This window comes from Streptomyces sp. NPDC058701, from assembly GCF_042715295.1.
Classification (GTDB): domain Bacteria; phylum Actinomycetota; class Actinomycetes; order Streptomycetales; family Streptomycetaceae; genus Streptomyces.
Genome location: NZ_JBHXSY010000020.1, coordinates 34,543 through 52,644, shown reverse-complemented (window position 1 = coordinate 52,644; position 18,102 = coordinate 34,543). Strand labels below are relative to the sequence as shown.

Annotated in this window: 12 protein-coding genes; 10 read left to right on the top strand and 2 right to left on the bottom strand. The window is 74.0% G+C overall.

The window, feature by feature from the left end; all coding sequences use genetic code 11:
- Positions 1 to 20 precede the first annotated feature (20 nt).
- The gene (locus tag ACFWW8_RS21900) at positions 21 to 644 is read left to right on the top strand and encodes a hypothetical protein (RefSeq protein WP_386530665.1); all 624 of its coding nucleotides are present in this window, start codon (positions 21 to 23) and stop codon (positions 642 to 644) included.
- A gap of 223 nt (positions 645 to 867) precedes the next feature.
- Here the strand turns inward: ACFWW8_RS21900 and ACFWW8_RS21895 are convergent, their stop codons facing one another.
- Positions 868 to 1,497, bottom strand: a complete 630-nt coding sequence (locus ACFWW8_RS21895) for a hypothetical protein (protein WP_386530616.1) — start codon at positions 1,495 to 1,497, stop codon at positions 868 to 870.
- Positions 1,498 to 1,856: 359 nt separating this feature from the next.
- Between ACFWW8_RS21895 and ACFWW8_RS21890 the strand changes: the two genes are divergently transcribed.
- From ACFWW8_RS21890 to ACFWW8_RS21855, 8 genes are all read left to right on the top strand, one after another.
- On the top strand, positions 1,857 to 4,016 hold the full coding sequence (locus ACFWW8_RS21890; RefSeq protein ID WP_386530615.1) for a RecQ family ATP-dependent DNA helicase: 2,160 nt from the start codon (positions 1,857 to 1,859) through the stop codon (positions 4,014 to 4,016).
- A 311-nt stretch (positions 4,017 to 4,327) separates the two neighbouring features.
- Entirely contained in the window at positions 4,328 to 5,596 is a 1,269-nt protein-coding gene (locus tag ACFWW8_RS21885) for a DUF4192 domain-containing protein (protein ID WP_386530614.1), read from the top strand.
- Between the two features lie 209 nt (positions 5,597 to 5,805).
- Positions 5,806 to 7,791 (top strand): glycogen debranching N-terminal domain-containing protein, encoded by a 1,986-nt coding sequence (locus tag ACFWW8_RS21880; protein WP_386530613.1) that lies wholly within the window; start codon positions 5,806 to 5,808, stop codon positions 7,789 to 7,791.
- A gap of 366 nt (positions 7,792 to 8,157) precedes the next feature.
- Complete coding sequence (locus ACFWW8_RS21875) at positions 8,158 to 8,904, top strand: NUDIX domain-containing protein (RefSeq protein ID WP_386530612.1); 747 nt, start codon at positions 8,158 to 8,160, stop codon at positions 8,902 to 8,904.
- Between the two features lie 134 nt (positions 8,905 to 9,038).
- Positions 9,039 to 10,850: an ATP-binding cassette domain-containing protein gene (locus tag ACFWW8_RS21870; protein ID WP_386530611.1), complete on the top strand. Its 1,812-nt coding sequence runs from the start codon at positions 9,039 to 9,041 to the stop codon at positions 10,848 to 10,850.
- Positions 10,851 to 10,987: 137 nt separating this feature from the next.
- Positions 10,988 to 11,929 (top strand): FadR/GntR family transcriptional regulator, encoded by a 942-nt coding sequence (locus tag ACFWW8_RS21865; RefSeq protein ID WP_386530610.1) that lies wholly within the window; start codon positions 10,988 to 10,990, stop codon positions 11,927 to 11,929.
- Positions 11,930 to 12,437: 508 nt separating this feature from the next.
- Positions 12,438 to 14,024, top strand: a complete 1,587-nt coding sequence (locus tag ACFWW8_RS21860) for an RNA polymerase sigma factor (RefSeq protein WP_386530609.1) — start codon at positions 12,438 to 12,440, stop codon at positions 14,022 to 14,024.
- 96 nt (positions 14,025 to 14,120) lie between these two features.
- Complete coding sequence (locus tag ACFWW8_RS21855) at positions 14,121 to 15,056, top strand: serine protease (RefSeq protein ID WP_386530608.1); 936 nt, start codon at positions 14,121 to 14,123, stop codon at positions 15,054 to 15,056.
- Between the two features lie 189 nt (positions 15,057 to 15,245).
- On the opposite strand, the gene ACFWW8_RS21850 is transcribed toward ACFWW8_RS21855, so the two are convergent.
- The gene (locus tag ACFWW8_RS21850; protein WP_351273481.1) at positions 15,246 to 15,482 is read right to left on the bottom strand and encodes a hypothetical protein; all 237 of its coding nucleotides are present in this window, start codon (positions 15,480 to 15,482) and stop codon (positions 15,246 to 15,248) included.
- 446 nt (positions 15,483 to 15,928) lie between these two features.
- Between ACFWW8_RS21850 and ACFWW8_RS21845 the strand changes: the two genes are divergently transcribed.
- Positions 15,929 to 18,049, top strand: coding sequence for a type IIA DNA topoisomerase subunit B (locus ACFWW8_RS21845; RefSeq protein ID WP_386530607.1), 2,121 nt, complete (start codon positions 15,929 to 15,931; stop codon positions 18,047 to 18,049).
- Positions 18,050 to 18,102: the final 53 nt, after the last annotated feature.

The window sequence follows — 18,102 nt, the reverse complement described above, 5'->3', positions numbered from 1 at the left end:
CTCCAGCCTCTCACCCCGCCATCGAGGAGCCTCAGATTCACGAGAGTGCCCAGGGTCCCCGCGTCACGCCGGCCGCGAGCCGCACCGCGCAGACCCCCCGTCCCGTACCTGGTCCGCGTCCCGCCGCCGTACCGCGGCCCGGACGCCCCGGTCCCGTCCGGCCCGCACCGCCCGCGCAGCGTGCGCCGCAGGCCACCCCCGGACCCGTTCCCGCAGCCGCCCCCGCTCCCGCCGCGCCGTCCGTCTCCGCGACGGTGCCGCAGGTCCAGCTGATCCCGGCCTCGGCCGAGGGCGCGCTGGACGCGGCCGAAGAGGCCGTCGACCTGCTGCTCGACGCCGGGCGCGCGCCCGGCGACGTCCTGGTGCTCACCACCGGCGACCCGCACCCGTGGGCCGCCCACGAGCTGTCCTTCGGCGAGGCCGCCTACTGGGCCCTGCACGCCGCCGGGGACGACGTCTTCTACGCCGACGCGGCGCAGGCCCGCCGGGCCGGCGGCCGTCCCGTCGTGGTCGTCGCCGCCAACGGCGGTCCGGCCGACGCGCTCGCGGCCGTGCTGCCGCTCGCGCGGGCCGGTGCCGGCGCGCTGCTCGTCGTGTGCGGCGAAACCGCTCTGGTCAACTCGGTTCTGGGTGCGGGCGTCTGACGCCCCGTAGCCGGATCCGGTACGGGCGGCGGGCGGGGCGGGCGACGGAGCCGGTCCCGCCGAAGCCCGGGGCCTGATCCGCCGTACGCCCGGCTCGGCCGCGCGTGCCGGGTTCGGCTGTGCGCCAGGTTCCTCCGTACGCCCGGTTCCGGGTGCGTGCGCCCGTGCGCGTACGTACCCGTGTACCGGGCCGGTCCGGCTGCTGCCGGGATGTGCGCCGGGTTCAGCGCGCGGCGGTCCGGCGCAGGGCGTCGCCCGCGCCGCCGCCGGTGTGCAGGGCGAGCGGGGCGAAGCCCGCTCCCGTCTCGCCGATCCGCTGCGGCTTCGAGTCGGAGCTCGGCTGCCGGCCGCCCCGTCCCTCGCCGAGGACCTGCCAGCCGCCGCGCGTCAGGGTGATGTACGCGCCGCACCGCAGCCCGTGCAGGGTGCAGGCGTCCCGCAGCCCCCACATCCAGGCCCCGTCCTCCTCGGTCCAGCGCTCGTCGCCCTCGCGGCAGTAGAGCAACACGGCCGTCCGGACCGGGGTCCGGCGCCGCAGGTCGTGCGGGAGGACCCGGCGCAACCGCGACAGCAGGGCGTTGCGGTACTCCCAGCCGTCCGCGGAGGGCGACCGCTGGACGAACGAGGCGCTCGCGACCAGCCGCTCCTCCGGGCCGAGGACGGCGATCACCGCGGTGGACGGCGCGGGACGGTGCCGGGAGTGCAGCCCGCTGACGACCTCTCGCGGATTGCGCAGGAGCGGGATGCCCGCCGCGGTCCACTCGGCGGGTTCCAGTCGTCGGCCGTGCCGGCTGGCGCCGCCGGTGAGCATGGCCAGGGACGTGGTCGAGGGCTGGGCGAATCCGAAGGTCACGGTCCTCCCTTCGGGTACACGCCCGCAAACGGGCACGGCTGGAGTGCGGGCACGCCGCGGCCGGGCCCGGGAGGTACCGGGGAGCCGGGCGGGAACACTCCGATTCTCGCGTGGGCCCCGAGCATGCGGCAACGAGCAATTGCCGCCGCCGACCGGAATTCGCCGGTATGCCGTTCATATCCTTGCCCCGCCGCGCCGACGCTGACGCATTCGGCCCCGGCAGCGGCGTCCGTACCGACGGGAACCCCTCCGGACCGGCCCCCGGTCCCGGGCTCCGCCGGGCCGGCGGGCCGTTCGTGAGCCTCGTGTCACGCTGGGTGAGTTGCGCGATTGTCCGTGCCATCGGGTTGCATGGGGGCATGGACAACCTGGAGCTCCGCACCGAAGCCGACGCCATCCTCGCCGAGCTCGTCGGCGACCCGGGGGGTTCGGCGCGGCTGCGGGAGGACCAGTGGCAGGCGGTGGCGGCCCTCGTGGAGGACCGTCGGCGGGCACTGGTGGTGCAGCGCACCGGCTGGGGCAAGTCCGCGGTGTACTTCGTCGCCACCGCCCTGCTGCGCCGTCGCGGCTCCGGCCCCACGGTGATCATCTCGCCGCTGCTGGCCCTGATGCGCAACCAGGTCGATTCGGCGGCCCGGGCCGGCATCCGGGCACGCACCATCAACTCCGCCAACCCGGAGGAGTGGGAAACGATCTACGGGGAGGTCGAGCGCGGCGAGACCGACGTTCTCCTGGTCAGCCCGGAACGCCTCAACTCCGTCGACTTCCGCGAGCAGGTGCTGCCCAAGCTCGCGGCCACGACCGGCCTGCTGGTGGTCGACGAGGCGCACTGCATCTCCGACTGGGGCCACGACTTCCGCCCGGACTACCGGCGGCTGCGGGCGATGCTCGCCGAGCTCGCCCCCGGCGTGCCGGTGCTGGCGACGACCGCCACGGCCAACGCGCGCGTCACCGCCGACGTGGCCGAGCAGCTGGGCACCGGGGCCGGCGAGGCGCTGGTCCTGCGCGGCCCCCTGGAGCGCGAGAGCCTGCGGCTCGGCGTGGTCCGGCTGCCCGACGCCGCGCACCGCCTGGGCTGGCTCGCCGAGCACCTCGACGAGCTGCAGGGTTCGGGAATCATCTACACCCTCACCGTCGCCGCGGCCGAGGAGGCCACCGCGTTCCTGCGGCAGCGCGGCTTCAACGTGGCCTCGTACACGGGGCGCACCGAGAACGCCGACCGGCTGCAGGCCGAGATCGACCTCCAGGAGAACCGGGTCAAGGCCCTGGTCGCGACGTCCGCGCTCGGCATGGGCTTCGACAAGCCCGACCTCGGCTTCGTGATCCACCTCGGTTCGCCGTCCTCGCCGATCGCCTACTACCAGCAGGTCGGCCGCGCCGGCCGCGGGGTCGAGCACGCCGACGTGCTGCTGCTGCCGGGCAAGGAGGACGAGGCGATCTGGCGCTACTTCGCCGATACGGCCTTCCCGCCCGAGGCCCAGGTCCGCCAGACCCTCTCGGCGCTCGCCGACGCGGGCCGCCCGCTGTCCGTACCGGCCCTGGAAGCAGCCGTGGAGCTCCGGCGCACCCGGTTGGAGACGATGCTGAAGGTCCTCGACGTGGACGGGGCCGTCAAGCGGGTCAAGGGCGGCTGGGCGTCCACCGGCGCCGCGTGGACCTACGACTCCGAGCGGTATGCCTGGGTCGCCCGCCAGCGGGCGGCCGAGCAGCAGGCCATGCGGGACTACGTCGGGACGACGGGGTGCCGGATGGAGTTCCTGCGCCGGCAGCTGGACGACGAGGGGGCGGTCCCGTGCGGCCGCTGCGACAACTGCGCGGGCGTCTGGGCCGACGCTTCCGTCTCGTCGGAGACGCTGACGGGGGCGGCCAGGGAGCTGGACCGCCCCGGGACGGAGATCGAGCCGCGCCGCATGTGGCCGACGGGGATGTCCGCGCTCGGCATCGACCTCAAGGGCCGCATCCCGGTGAAGGAGCAGTGCTCCACCGGGCGGGCCCTGGGCCGGCTCTCGGACATCGGCTGGGGCAACCGGTTGCGTCCGCTGCTCGCGGAGAACGCGCCCGACCAGCCGGTGCCCGACGATGTCCTGCACGCCGCCGTGGCGGTCATCGCCGACTGGGCGCGCTCCCCGGGCGGCTGGGCGGCGAACGTCCCGGACGCCTCCGCGCGGCCCGTCGGCATCGTCGCCGTACCGTCGCTGACCCGCCCGCAGCTGGTCGGTTCCCTCGCCCAGGGCATCGCGACCGTCGGCCGCCTCCCGTTCCTGGGCACCCTGACGTACACCGGGCCGGACGGTACCCACGCGGCGCGCCGCAGCAACTCCGCGCAGCGCCTCAGGGCCCTGTCCGGTGCCTTCGCCGTCTCCGAGGAGCTGGCCGCGGCGCTGGCCGGATCGCCGGGTCCCGTCCTGCTCGTGGACGACTACACCGATTCGGGCTGGACCCTCGCCGTGGCCGCCCGCCTGCTGCGGAGGGCGGGCAGCGAGCAGGTCCTCCCGCTGGTCCTCGCGGCCGCGGGCTGAGCGGTACGCGCTTCCCGGGGCCGCGGCCCGGGGAGGGGCGCGGCTTCGGAAGGGAGCGGCTCCGCAGGGGCATCGCTCCGTACGGGCGCGGCTTCGGGCTCGGGTGCGGTCCGGGTCTCCGGCGGACCGTCTGACGGCCGCCGGCTCCGCGAGCGTGGCGGCCTCGAACATCGGGGTGCGCAAGGCCTCGCCTCGATGTAACCCGATGGCTCCGGGCGTGCGCCAACGAGGAGGTCGGCCTGTGGAAGTTGAAGGATAAACAGTTATCCACAGGGGTTTTCGGATCGGGCCGGGCGCGGGACCTTCGGGACATGACGAACAATCACGAATCACGCGTCCCGTCCGACCACCAGTCCGCCACCGCGGCCAGGTCCGCCGCCGGCCCGCAGATCACCCTGCGCAGCCCGGCCGAACTGGCCGACGCACTGCCCTACATGCTGGGCTTCCACCCGACCGACTCCCTCGTGATGGTCGCCGTCCACGGCGAGGGCGGCCGCTTCGGCGGCCGGCTCCGCGTCGGCATTCCCGCCGCGCCCGCGGAGTGGGAGGAGACCGCCCGGCAAGCCGCGGACTGCCTGATCCGCGGCAGCGAGCGGCGCGGCGGCAAGCCCGACGGCATCGTCGTCTTCCTCTGCCAGGAGCCGCGCGGCGACGAGAGCGGGCAGCGGGTCATGACCCGGCTGCGGCCCCTCGCCCAACGCATCCGGCTGGCCTGCGGAGCCCGGGACGTGCCGGTCCTGGAAGCCCTGTGCCTGTCCTCGGGACGTCTCTGGTCCTACGTCTGCCCGGACGCCCGCTGCTGTCCCGCGGAGGGCAGCCGGCTGGCCGCGGTCGGCACCTCGGTGATGGCGGCGGCCGCCACCTTCGCCGGACTCCAGGTCAGGGGATCCCTCAAGGAGATCGAGAGCCGGCTGGCGCCCCTGCGCGGAGTCGTGGCCGAGGAGATGGAGGAGGCCCTGGACCGGGCCGCCGCGGCCCTCGTGCCGAAGATCCTCGACGGGTCGACCCGCGAGGAGGTCGGCGCGGAGACCCTCGCCCTGGCCAAGGCCGTCATGCGGCGGATCACCCTCGCCCCGCCCGTCGAGTGGCCCCGTGGCGCCGATGATCGGGACGACGGGCTCATCGGCCACGAGGAGGCGGCCGCGCTCATCCTCGGCCTCCAGGACCGCGAGATCCGCGACGTCGCGGCGGAGTGGATGGAGGACGAGGAGGCCGCCCCGGCCCTGCGGCTGTGGCGGGCGCTGGCCCGGCGCTGCGTCGGGGCCTACGGCGAGCACGCGGCAGCCCCCCTCACGCTCGCCGGCTGGGTCTCCTGGTCCACCGGGGACGAACCGACCGCCCGGATCGCGTTGGGCATGGCCCTGCGGGCGGACGCCGAGTACCGCTTCGCCCAACTGCTCCACCACGCCTGCAACGAAGGCATCGACCCCGAGGGCCTCAGGCAGTGCCTGCGCGAGGAGCGCCGCCGCCGGGAACCCCGGCGAAGGCGCCCCGCGGCCGGCACCACCCGCCCCCCGAGCCGCCGCGACCGCACGGCGGCCCGCCGCACCTCCCGCCGTTCCGCAGGGAGCGGGCAGTGAGCCCGCGCCCGGGCCGCCGGGACGGCCCCGTGAACCGGCTGTGCAAGGCCCTCGGCACGCCCCTGCGGCGCCGCTACCGGCCCCGGCACGCGCGGCCGTCCCCCGGGCCCGTGACCCGCGCGGGGGTGAGGGCGTTCAGCTGGGGGGCGGTGGGGGCCCGGCCACGCCGCCGCCCAGCTGAACCGACCGGAGCGCAGACAAGGCGACACATGTCCCACCCCGCACCTCCCCGCCCGCCCGGCGTGCCCGCCGCCCGCAGGGCCGAGCTGCCGCCCGTGCACGGCGCCGTCATCTGTGTCGCCGCGCCCTGTCTGGCCATCTCGCCCGATCACGGACAGCTGACCGGGCGGGGGATCGAGGGGATCTACCGCTCCGGGCGCCGCCTGCTCTCCCGCTGCGTCTTGCGGATCGGCGGCCGCGACCCCGTCGCCGTGCAGGGCCGCAGCCTCGGCGCCGACCGGGCCTCCTTCACCGCGACGGTGCGCACGGGAGCCGAGCCCGGCCCCGACCCGGACATCGGCGTGGAGCGAGTGCGTCACGCCGACGGCACCGAGCGGATCACCCTGCGCAGCTACGCGGCCCGCCCGGTACGGATCCCCGTGGAGCTGCTGCTCGGTACCGACCTGGCCGAACTGGCCGCGGTGGCCGCGGGCCGGGCGGGGCCCGAGCTCCCCGCCGCCGTGCACGCCGCGGGCCTGCGCTGGAGCACCGGCGGGACCCAGGCCGTCACCGCCGCCGAACCCGCCCCGGACGACGCCCTCGCCTCCACCGGACTGCTGCGCTGGCAACTCGAACTGGGTCCGGGGGAGTCCCGCACCATCGAGCTGCGGACCACGCACGACCGCGTGGCGAGGGCCGGCGCCGGGAGGGTCGTCAACCCGCTGGCCGACGCGCTCGCCGAGGGGGACGACCCCAGGGCCGAGGCGTGGTTCCGCACCAGCGTCGAGGACCTGGGCGCGCTGCTCCTCAGGGACCCCGGGACTCCGGGCGACGCCTTCGCGGCCGCGGGGGTCCCGTGGAGGCTGGGGCTGGCCCCGGCCGAATCGTTGTGGGCCGCGAGGATGGCGCTGCCGCTCGGTACCGGGCTCGCCGCGGCCACCCTGCGCATCCTGGCCCGTGCCCAGGCCGGCGGTACCGGGCCCGACGCCGGGAAGATCCCCGGGCCGCTCCGCGGAGCCGGTTACCAGCTTCCGCCCGGCTGCACCGGGACGGAGGCGACCCTGGCCTTCCCCGCGGTGCTCGCCGAAGCCCGGCTGTGGGGGATGCCCGAGGAGGACGTGGCCCGACTGCTCCCCGCCGCCGAGCGGTGCCTCGACTGGCTGCGCGGAGCACTGGGGGAGGACGGCTTCCTGGCCGACCCCGACCCGGGACCACGGCGCTGCGAGACCCAGGCCCATGCCCACCGGGCCGCCCTCCTCGGCGCGGACCTCCTCGCCGGGTGCGGACGGCCCGGCGCCGCCGAGTGGCAGGAGTGGGCGGCCGCGCTGCGGGAGGTGTTCCGCCGTCGGTTCTGGATCGACGGCCCGGACGGCGGCCGGCCCGCGGCGGCCCTCCACCCCGACGGCCGGCCGCTGCACCGGCTGACCGGGGCCGCCGCCCACCTGCTCGACACCGGACTGCTCGGCGGGGGCCGGCTCGCCCCCGGCCTCCTGGACCGGACCCGCACCGAACAGCTCGCCCGGTTGCTCGGAGCCCCCGGCATGGACTGCGGATGGGGGCTGCGCAGCATGGCGGCCAGTGAGCCGGGGCACAATCCGTTCGGTCACCGCTCGGGCGCCGTACGGGCCCACGAGAGCGCGGTCGCGGTGGCCGGCCTGGCCCGGGCCGGCTTCGAGAAGGAGGCCGCCGGTCTCCTCCGGGGGCTGCTCGACGCGGCCGAGAGCTTCGGCTACCGGCTGCCGGAGATGTTCGCGGCCGAGCAGAGAACCCGGGGCAGCGCCCCGCTCCCGCATCCGGCGGCCTGCCGCCCCGCCGCGGTGGCCGCCGCGGCAGGGGTCCACGTACTGACCGCGCTGGTGGGCATCCGCCCCGACGCGCCCGCGGCCACGGTCGCCCTCGCCCCGCTGCCCGGTGCCCCCCTCGGGGCCCTGCGGCTCTCCGGCCTCCGCGTCGCCGGGGAACCCTTCACCGTCCGGGTCAGCCGCCTCGGACTCGGCATGGTGGAGGAGGCGGCCGATGTGCTCCAACTGGGCTGAGGAACCGCCGTTTTCGGAGCGGCGTGGCCCGCGCCGCCCGGTACCGCACCCCGCCGCGGCGCCGGGATCGCCCGAGTGCCTGCGGCACGCTGGCCCGCTACCGCCTTCCGCGGGCGCCCGCCGACTCCCGCCGGTCCGGGCTCCGGGCCGGGCTCCGGGCCGGGCGGGACGGCCCGGGCCGTGCGCCCCGGTCGGGGCCTCGTCGGCCGGGCCGGCCGGACGGCCGGGGGAACAGCGGCGCCGGGCCCGTCATCGGCGACCGCCCGGCGGCCCGGCCCGGCCGACGGCCGGCGGGTGCTCTGCGGCAGCGGCCCTCAAGGTCACCAAAACGCTGTTTATCGTCAGGCAGACGACTATGATCGCGGCATGTCGCCCTACGACCCGTCGGCCTTTCCGCCCTTTGCCGTCACCGTCGACCTGGTCGTGCTCACCGTGCGGCGCCACGCGCTCTGCGCGCTGGTCGTCCGGCGGGGTGAGCAGCCGTTCCAGGGACGCTGGGCGCTGCCCGGAGGCTTCGTGCGGGAAGACGAGGACCTGGCGGGCGCCGCGGCCCGCGAGCTCTCCGAGGAGACCGGGCTGTGCGCGCACGATCCCGCGGCTCCCGGCGCGGGCAACGGGGCGCACCTCGAACAGCTGGCGACCTACGGCGATCCGAAGCGTGATCCGCGGATGCGCGTCGTCAGCGTGGCGCACCTGGTGCTGGCTCCGGACCTGCCGGCCCCCCGGGCCGGAGGGGACGCCAACAGCGCGCGCTGGGCCCCCGTCGACGAGCTCCTGGCCGCGGACGACCAGGGCACCCCGGGACTTGCCTTCGACCACGCGGGGATCCTCGGTGACGGAGTCGAGCGTGCTCGCTCGAAGATCGAGTACTCCTCCCTGGCCACCGCCTTCTGTCCGCCCGAGTTCACCGTGGGCGAGCTGCGCCGGGTCTACGAGGCGGTCTGGGGCGTCGCCCTCGATCCGCGGAACTTCCACCGCAAGGTCACCGGGACCCCCGGCTTCCTGGTGCCCGCCGGAGGCACCACGACCCGTCAGGGCGGGCGACCGGCCCAGCTGTTCAGGGCGGGCGGGGCCACCCTGCTCAACCCGCCGATGCTGCGCCCGGAGGTCTGACGCTCCGCGACCACCCCCGGCGGCGTTATCGGCAGTCCATCGGACCGGTTGCGCCGAAAATCGGACATATCGCGTTATCTTGCTTGCGGTACCCACGTTGCCGCAGAGCGGTCTCACCCCCCGCGAGAGAAGCGATGCTCCAGGCCATCGGACTGACCAGCACACCGCCCCGTCCCAGCGCCCCGCCCGTCGTGGACGACCTCACCTTCGAGGCCCGCCCCGGGACCGTGACCGCCCTGCTCGGCGGACCGGGCTCGGGCAAGACCACCGCGCTGCGACTCATGCTCGAACTCGAACCGGGCCGCGGGGTCACCTACTTCCGCGGCCGCCCGCTGCACCGGATCGCACACCCCGGACGCGAGGTCGGCGTCCTGCTGGGCGACGTCCCCGGGAACCCGTCGAGGACCGTCCGCAACCAGCTGCGGATGCTGTGCGCCGCCGCGGGGGTGCCGGCCTCCCGGGCCGACACCATGCTCGAGGTCGTCGGCATCGCCGGGCTGCGGGACCAGCGGCTCGGGTCCCTGTCCCTGGGCATGGAGCGCCGTGTCGCGCTCGCCTCGGCGCTGCTCGCGGACCCGTGCACCCTGCTCCTGGACGAGCCCGCCGCCGGACTCTCACCCCGTGAGCGCGGCTGGCTCCACGCCCTGTTGCGGGGACACGCCTCCCTCGGCGGAGCGGTGCTCTTCACCACCGACGACGCCAAAGAGGCCGCCCGCAGCGCCGACCGCGTGGTCACCATCGAGGCCGGCCGGCTCGTCGCCGACCAGGACGCCGCCGACTTCGCCCGGACGCGGCTGCGGCCCCGGGTGGCGGTGCGCACCCCGCACGCCGCCCGGCTGGCGGACGTACTGGGCCGCGAGGCCCGGGCCTCCCAGCGTGTGGTCGAGGTCGTCGAGGAGAGCGGCATCCGGCTGTCGGTGTACGGGAGCACCTGCGCCGAGGTGGGCGAGGCGGCGTTCCGGCACGGCGTACTCGTGCACCAGCTCGCCGACGAGACCGGCGACGCCGGCGCGCCCGCCTCCCCGCTCCCGCACGCCCGCGCGGCCTCGGCGGGAGCCGAAGCCGGCACGGTCACGGGCGTCGGCGCGGCCGCCGCCCCGCCCGGCCCCCGCCGGGCCGGGAGCGGGACCCGGGCTTCCCGCACCCGGCGGCCGGACTCGGCGGTGCGCCGCGTCGGCGGCCCGCTGCGGCCGCTCCGCTACGAGCTGCTGCGGGTCTTCGGCACGGCCACGCCCGTCCTCACCGCCGCTCTCGTCGTCGCCGCCTCCGTCCTCACCGCCCTCGCGCTGGCGCGGGCCGGCCACACCCCGCAGAACCGGCTGCTCGCCGCCTGGCCGGAGCTGCTGCCGCTGCCGCCCGCCGCGATCGGGGCGGGACTGCTCGGCGCCCTGGCCTTCGGCGAGGAGTACCGCTATCCCGCGCTCGCCGCAGACCGCGGCACCGTGCCCCGGAGGATGGGTCTGCTCATCACCAAGCTCGGGGTCTGCGCGGTGCTGGCCCTGCTGCTCGGCGCCGCGGCGGTGACGGCCGACGCCGCCGCGCTGGCCCTCGTGTTCGACAGCGGCCCGCTGCGCATGCCCGCGGAATGGTTCTCCCCGGCCGCGAGTTGGGCCGGACTGCTCATCGGATGTGCCTGGGCCGGCGTCCTGGCGTCCGGTGTCTTCCGGTCCGCCACCGCGGGGCTGGCCGCGGTCCTCGCCGTACCGGTGATGGTGGTTCCGCTGGTGCGCAAGGTGCTGGAGGGGCCCTCCGCGTACCCGGCGACCGGACTCGCGGCCCGACTGCGCGGTCTGACCTGGGGGCAGTGGCCCCCAGAGGTGGACCGGGTGCTCCTCGGAGCCCTGCGGGTGATGGCCCAACCCGTCGGTACCGCGCTGGTGTTGTCGTTGACGGTCCTGCTGTGCGCCTACGGGTTCACGGGGTTGCGCAGCCGGGTCCGCTGGTGATCGTTTCCGTGCCGGACGGGGCTCCGGCCGGCACGGTGCGACCCCTCCGGAGTGAAGCGGACCGCAACTCCCCGCAAAGGGCCCGGTTCTTTACGATAAGTCGTCAATTGCGTGGGTGGCACCGATCACCCTTTCGTGTGCTTTTCAGCAAAGACCTCAAGGGCGACGGAGGCACGGCCGACAAAGGATTCGTGAGTACCCTTGCGCACACCATGATGACCGCCGCCCGCCATGCAGACTCCGGTCTCGCCGGCCCGGGCGATCTCGACCGCTACCCCTACGCGGAGGCCCCCGGCTCCGACCGCGTCGCAGCGCCCCACTGGAACGGCGCCGACGTCGAGTTGAGCCGCGTGGGCCGTCGCGCGGCAGGCAGCCGCGGCCGCGGACTGCACGGCCAACTCGTCCAGCAGCTCGGCCAGATGATCGTTTCCGGCGACCTCGGTGCGGACCGCCCGCTGGTACCGGAGGAGATCGGCCAGCGTTTCGAGGTCTCCCGCACGGTCGTCCGTGAATCGCTGCGGGTCCTGGAGGCCAAGGGCCTCGTCAGCGCCCGCCCCAACGTCGGCACCCGGGTCCGTCCGGTCGCCGACTGGAACCTGCTCGACCCCGACATCATCGAATGGCGCGCCTTCGGGCCCCAGCGCGACGAGCAGCGCCGCGAGCTGGGCGAACTCCGCTGGACCATCGAGCCGCTCGCCGCCCGCCTCGCGGCCGGCCACGGCCGCCCGGACATCCAGCAGCGGCTCGCCGACATGGTCGAGATCATGGGCCACGCCCTCGGCCAGGGCGACTCGATCACCTTCGCGCGCGCGGACAACGAGTTCCACGCGCTCCTCATCCAGGTCGCCGCGAACCGCATGCTGGAGCACCTCTCCGGCATCGTCTCCTCCGCCCTCCAGGTCTCCGGCAGCCCCATCACCGCCTGCGACCGCCCGAGCGAGACGAGCGTGGCGCACCACGCGCGGATGGTCGAGGCCCTCGCCGCCGGTGACGCGACGGGCGCGGAGAACGCCATGCGCCAGCTCCTGACGGTGCATCCGGAGGTCGAGCGCGTGGTGCCCGCCCCGCGCGAGCACTGACGGGCGGACGCGCGCAGGCGCGGGGGTGCACGACATGTCGCCGGGCCCGGTCGGGTCCGGCGACACGGGTGTCCGGCCCCGTTCGGCCGACACCGCCGAGGCCGAGCCCGACCCCGGTGGCTCCCGCGGGGCCCCGACGGCCGCGCCGGGCGCGTACACCCGCGGCCGTGCGGTGACCGGCTCGCTGGCCTTGCGGCGACTGGGCGGCGGCCGTGTGGTGAGCGGGGCGCGGCCGTGCCGGAAGGGGCGTGCGGGACCGTATGACCTCCGTACGCGCATACGGGGTGTGACTCGGGCCACGAAGATTGGGCGTAACGCTCCGCGAGGTCACGCGATGACCTAAGAGGTGATGGCCGACGGAGGGAATGCAGCAGCCCTTGGGGTGCTGCGAAGCTCCCCGGCCCCTGCCCGCGCCGCCGACCCATCCCCAGTCGGTGGTCGTCGGCTCCGGTCCAGCACCACCAGGCCCGGGGTCGGAAGCCGTTTCCATCGTTCCGAGAGGTTGTTCGTGTCGGCCAGCACATCCCGTACGCTCCCGTCGGAGATCGCCGATTCCGAGTCCGTGATGGCGCTCATCGAGCGGGGCAAGGCCGAGGGGCAGATCGCCGGCGATGACGTGCGTCGGGCCTTCGAGGCTGACCAGATTCCAGCGACCCAGTGGAAGAATGTTCTGCGCAGCCTCAACCAGATCCTCGAGGAAGAGGGTGTGACGCTGATGGTCAGTGCCGCGGAGTCGCCCAAGCGCGCCACCCGCAAGAGCGTCGCAGCAAAGACCCCGGCCAAGCGGACGGCGACCAGGACCGTCGCCGCGAAGACGACGGCTGCGCAGCCCACGGCCACCGCGACGACCGAGGCGCCCGCAGCCGGGACGACGGATCCGGACACCGCGGACGCCGCCACGGGGGAGACCGGTACCGGAACCGAGCCCGCGGCCAAGAAGACGGCGGCGAAGAAGGCCACGGCGAAGAAGGCCGCGCCCGCCCGCAAGACCGCCGCCAAGAAGACCGCGGCGAAGAAGACCACCTCCAAGAAGGACTCCGACGACGGCGAGGACGGGGCCGCGGAAGACGGGCCCGAGGCCGCCAAGGGCGAGTCCGAGGAAGAGGAGGAGGGCGGCGAGAACAAGGGCTTCGTCATCTCCGACGACGAGGACGACGCCCCCGCCCAGCAGGTCGTGGTCGCCGGCGCGACCGCCGACCCGGTCAAGGACTACCTCAAGCAGATCGGCAAGGTGCCGCTCCTCAACGCCGAGCAGGAGGTCGAGCTCGCCAAGCGCATCGAGGCGGGCCTGTTCGCCGAGGACAAGCTGGCGAACTCCGACAAGCTGGCGCCCAAGCTCAAGCGCGAGCTGGAGATCATCGCCGAGGACGGCCGCCGCGCGAAGAACCACCTGCTGGAGGCCAACCTCCGCCTCGTGGTCTCCCTCGCCAAGCGCTACACCGGCCGCGGCATGCTCTTCCTGGACCTGATCCAGGAGGGGAACCTGGGCCTGATCCGCGCCGTGGAGAAGTTCGACTACACCAAGGGCTACAAGTTCTCCACGTACGCCACCTGGTGGATCCGGCAGGCGATCACCCGGGCCATGGCCGACCAGGCCCGCACGATCCGCATCCCGGTGCACATGGTCGAGGTCATCAACAAGCTCGCCCGCGTACAGCGCCAGATGCTCCAGGACCTGGGCCGCGAGCCCACCCCGGAGGAGCTGGCCAAGGAACTCGACATGACCCCCGAGAAGGTCATCGAGGTCCAGAAGTACGGCCGCGAGCCCATCTCCCTGCACACGCCGCTGGGTGAGGACGGCGACAGCGAGTTCGGCGACCTGATCGAGGACTCGGAGGCGGTCGTCCCGGCCGACGCGGTCAGCTTCACGCTCCTGCAGGAGCAGCTGCACTCCGTGCTCGACACCCTCAGCGAGCGCGAGGCCGGCGTGGTCTCGATGCGCTTCGGCCTGACCGACGGCCAGCCCAAGACCCTCGACGAGATCGGCAAGGTCTACGGGGTCACGCGCGAGCGGATCCGCCAGATCGAGTCCAAGACGATGTCGAAGCTGCGCCACCCCTCCCGTTCCCAGGTGCTGCGCGACTACCTGGACTGACCGGCGGGGACGGTCGCCGGTGGTCGCGCGGGTGCGCACGGCCACCGGGCATCCCACTCTGGGTGGAGTCATGCACACTCGGAGTCAGGAGGCCTCATGCGTCGTCCCTTTGCCCGCGCTCTGGCGGGCGCGCTGACCCTGGCGGCGGGCGCGGCCGCGGCGCCGCTGGCCCAGGCGCCGCAGGCGGCCGCGGACAGCGTGGTGATCGGCGGGAAGCCGGTCAAGGTCGCGGACAGCCCCTGGGTCGTCGCCCTCACCAGCCGTGACCGGTTCGGGGGTACGCGGGGCGGGCAGTTCTGCGGGGGCGTCATCGTGGCCCCTGCCAAGGTGCTGACCGCGGCCCACTGCCTGGGCCGCGAGGTGCTGGGCGGTCCCGTCGAGTCCGTCTCGGACCTCAGGGTCGTCGCGGGGCGCACCGAGCTCCAGGCGGCCGACGGCCGCGAGATCGCGGTGCGCGGGGCCCGGGTGAACCCCGCCTACGATCCGGCCAGCAACGCCGGGGACCTCGCCGTACTGGACCTCGCCGAGGCGGTGCCCGCCCACTACGTGCTCCCGATGGCCGGTGCGGGGCACCCCGCATACGCGGCCGGGACCGAGGCGGCCGTCTACGGGTGGGGCGACACCAGCGGGTTCGGTGACTACGCGTACGGGCTCCGGGCTGCGCGGGTGACCGTCCTGGCTGACGAGGTCTGCGGGCGGGCCTACCCGGGGGACGCAGACGGGCAGTACCGGGCGGAATCCATGGTGTGCGCGGGGGACGGGAAGGGCGGCAAGGACGCCTGCCAGGGGGACAGCGGCGGGCCGCTGGTGGCCGCGGGACGGCTCATCGGGCTGGTGTCGTGGGGGCGCGGCTGCGGGCGGGCCGACAGCCCGGGGGTGTACACGCGCATAGCACCGCTGACCGACTTCGTGACGGGCCCGGAGAGCGGCTCGGGGCCGTCGGGTGGCCGGGCGGGCGCACAGGACGTCCGGAGGAGCTCCGAGGGGGCTGCAGGGGCCGTACGGGGGCAGAGCACGGGCAGGATCGAGTAGGGGACGGCGCGCGGGCGGCCGTCCCCGACGGGGCGGCTTTCCGCGCGCTGCCGCAGCGGGGCCGCGGACGGAGCTCGGGGCGGCGGGGTCCGGACATGAGGACGGGCGCCGCCCCTGGGTCACAGGGGAGGCGCCCGTCGACCGGCCTGGCCGGTCCTGGCTCGTCGGATGCGAGGTGCAGGCCTTGTGTCAGCGGTCCTCGGGTTCGGCGGCAGTCGCTGCCGGAGCGGACGTGAGCCGCTCGGTCTCATCCTGTATTTCCGCGGCGATCTTCTTGAGTTCCGGCTCGAACTTGCGACCGTGGTGGGCGCAGAAGAGCAGTTCACCGCCGCTCAGCAGGACGACGCGCAGATATGCCTGGGCGCCGCAACGGTCGCATCGGTCAGCGGCCGTCAGCGGGGTCGCGGGTGTCAGAACAGTAGTCACGTCGCCTCTTCTCTAGCTCGACGAGCTGTCGTACCAGGGTCAACATCCAACCAGGCCGAAAACGTTCCCGCTCGCGGCTTTTCCTCGAAACTTCCTTCCGAAGCTGGCCGGCTGTTGCCGGTTGGCGGCGAAGGAGCCGTATTGCGTTGCTTTACGGTTTCGCGTTGTCAGTCGTTGGCTTCTTGCAGTTCCATCCTCCCCGGCGTGATGCCAGGTTGTTCATGAGGACGTGCCCGAACACTAAATGGTTCATGCCTGGAAGGGAACGTGATGTTTGCTTCACCCCCGCAGGTGATCGAACATCCGTGCGTATCTGCACTAGGCTGAGCGGCGCGCGAGGGTGGCGTTACATCGGCTCTACCAGGCCTCGGTACCCTTCGACCGGCAAGCAAGCCACCCCTGCGCCCCACCGGGCCAGAAAAGAAATTCAGCGAGGAGCGAACTGCGTGACCGCCGACACGTCCGTGCCTTCCAGCGCGCTGCTGTCCGGAGCAGACCGGGACGGTTCCAACTACACCGCGCGGCACCTGCTCGTCCTCGAAGGGCTGGAGGCCGTCCGCAAGCGCCCCGGCATGTACATCGGGTCCACCGACAGCCGGGGCCTCATGCACTGTCTATGGGAGATCATCGACAACTCGGTCGACGAGGCCCTGGGCGGCTACTGCGACCACATCGAGGTCATCCTCCACGAGGACGCCTCCGTGGAGGTCCGGGACAACGGCCGCGGCATCCCCGTGGACGTCGAACCCAAGACCGGCCTGTCCGGCGTCGAGGTCGTCATGACCAAGCTGCACGCCGGCGGCAAGTTCGGAGGCGGCTCGTACGCGGCCTCCGGCGGCCTGCACGGGGTCGGTGCCTCCGTGGTCAACGCCCTCTCCGCCCGCCTGGACGTCGAGGTCGACCGCAACAGCGCGACGCACGCCATCAGCTTCCGCCGCGGCGTCCCCGGGATGTTCACCGAGCAGGGCCCCGACAGCCCCTTCGACCCCGCCAACGGCCTGCGCAAGGCCAAGCGGGTCCCCAAGGGCCGCACCGGAACCCGGGTCCGCTACTGGGCCGACCGGCAGATCTTCCTCAAGGACGCCCGGCTCAACCTGGACACGCTCCACCAGCGCGCCCGCCAGACCGCCTTTCTCGTCCCCGGCCTGACCCTGGTCGTGCGCGACGAGCGCGGCCTCGACGGCTCCGGCAAGACGGAGGAGACCTTCCGCTTCGACGGGGGGATCAGCGAGTTCTGCGAGTACCTCGCCCAGGACAAAGCCGTCTGCGACGTGCTGCGCCTGACCGGCACCGGGACCTTCAAGGAGACCGTGCCGGTCCTGGACGACCGCGGCCACATGACCGCCACCGAGGTCACCCGGGAGCTCGGCGTGGACATCGCCCTGCGCTGGGGCACGGGCTACGAGACCAACGTCAAGTCCTTCGTGAACATCATCGCCACCCCCAAGGGCGGCACCCACATCTCCGGCTTCGAGCGCTCGATCGCCAAGACCGTGAACGAGGTGCTGCGCTCCGCGAAGCTGCTGCGCGTGGCCGAAGACGACGTGGTCAAGGACGACGCGATGGAGGGCATGACGGCCGTCGTCACCGTCCGTCTCGCCGAGCCGCAGTTCGAGGGCCAGACCAAGGAGGTGCTCGGCACCTCCGCGGCCGCCCGGATCGTCGCCGCGGTGGTGGCCAAGGAACTCAAGGCGTTCCTGACCTCCACCAAGCGCGACGACAAGCAGCAGGCGCGCTCCGTGATGGAGAAGATCGTCGCGGCCGCCCGCACCCGGATCGCGGCCCGCCAGCACAAGGAGGCCCAGCGCCGCAAGACCGCGCTGGAGTCCTCCTCGCTGCCCGCCAAGCTGGCCGACTGCCGCAGCGACGACGTGGACCGCAGCGAGCTCTTCATCGTCGAGGGCGACTCCGCCCTGGGCACCGCCAAGCTCGCGCGGAACTCCGAGTTCCAGGCACTCCTGCCCATCCGCGGCAAGATCCTCAACGTCCAGAAGTCGTCAGTCTCGGACATGCTCAAGAACACCGAGTGCGGCGCGATCATCCAGGTCATAGGAGCCGGCTCGGGCCGGACCTTCGACATCGACGCCGCCCGCTACGGCAAGATCGTCCTCCTCGTCGACGCCGACGTCGACGGCGCGCACATCCGCTGCCTGCTGCTCACGCTCTTCCAGCGATACATGCGGCCGATGGTCCAGGCGGGCCGGGTCTTCGCGGCCGTACCGCCGCTGCACCGGATCGAGCTCGTCCAGCCCAAGAAGGGCCAGGACAAGTACGTCTACACGTACTCGGACAACGAACTGCGCCAGACCCTGCTGGAGTACCAGCGCAAGAACATCCGGTACAAAGACTCGATCCAGCGCTACAAGGGCCTCGGCGAGATGGACGCGGACCAGCTGGCGGAGACCACGATGGACCCCCGCTTCCGCACCCTGCGCCGGATCAACATCGGCGACCTGGACGGGGCCGAGCAGGTCTTCGACCTGCTCATGGGCAACGAGGTGGCCCCCCGCAAGGAGTTCATCACCAGCTCCGCGGCGACGCTGGACCGCTCGCGCATCGACGCCTGACCCGGCGGCGGTGACCGCACGCTCCGAGCCACGGCACACCGGCGCTCTTCACT

What these genes read in the sequence shown, in the direction of transcription:
- ACFWW8_RS21870 (WP_386530611.1), top strand. Translation starts at nt 9,039, where the DNA reads ATGCTCCAGGCCATCGGACTGACCAGCACACCGCCCCGTCCCAGCGCC.
- ACFWW8_RS21885 (WP_386530614.1), top strand. Translation starts at nt 4,328, where the DNA reads ATGACGAACAATCACGAATCACGCGTCCCGTCCGACCACCAGTCCGCC.
- ACFWW8_RS21875 (WP_386530612.1), top strand. Translation starts at nt 8,158, where the DNA reads ATGTCGCCCTACGACCCGTCGGCCTTTCCGCCCTTTGCCGTCACCGTC.
- ACFWW8_RS21890 (WP_386530615.1), top strand. Translation starts at nt 1,857, where the DNA reads ATGGACAACCTGGAGCTCCGCACCGAAGCCGACGCCATCCTCGCCGAG.
- ACFWW8_RS21880 (WP_386530613.1), top strand. Translation starts at nt 5,806, where the DNA reads ATGTCCCACCCCGCACCTCCCCGCCCGCCCGGCGTGCCCGCCGCCCGC.
- ACFWW8_RS21855 (WP_386530608.1), top strand. Translation starts at nt 14,121, where the DNA reads ATGCGTCGTCCCTTTGCCCGCGCTCTGGCGGGCGCGCTGACCCTGGCG.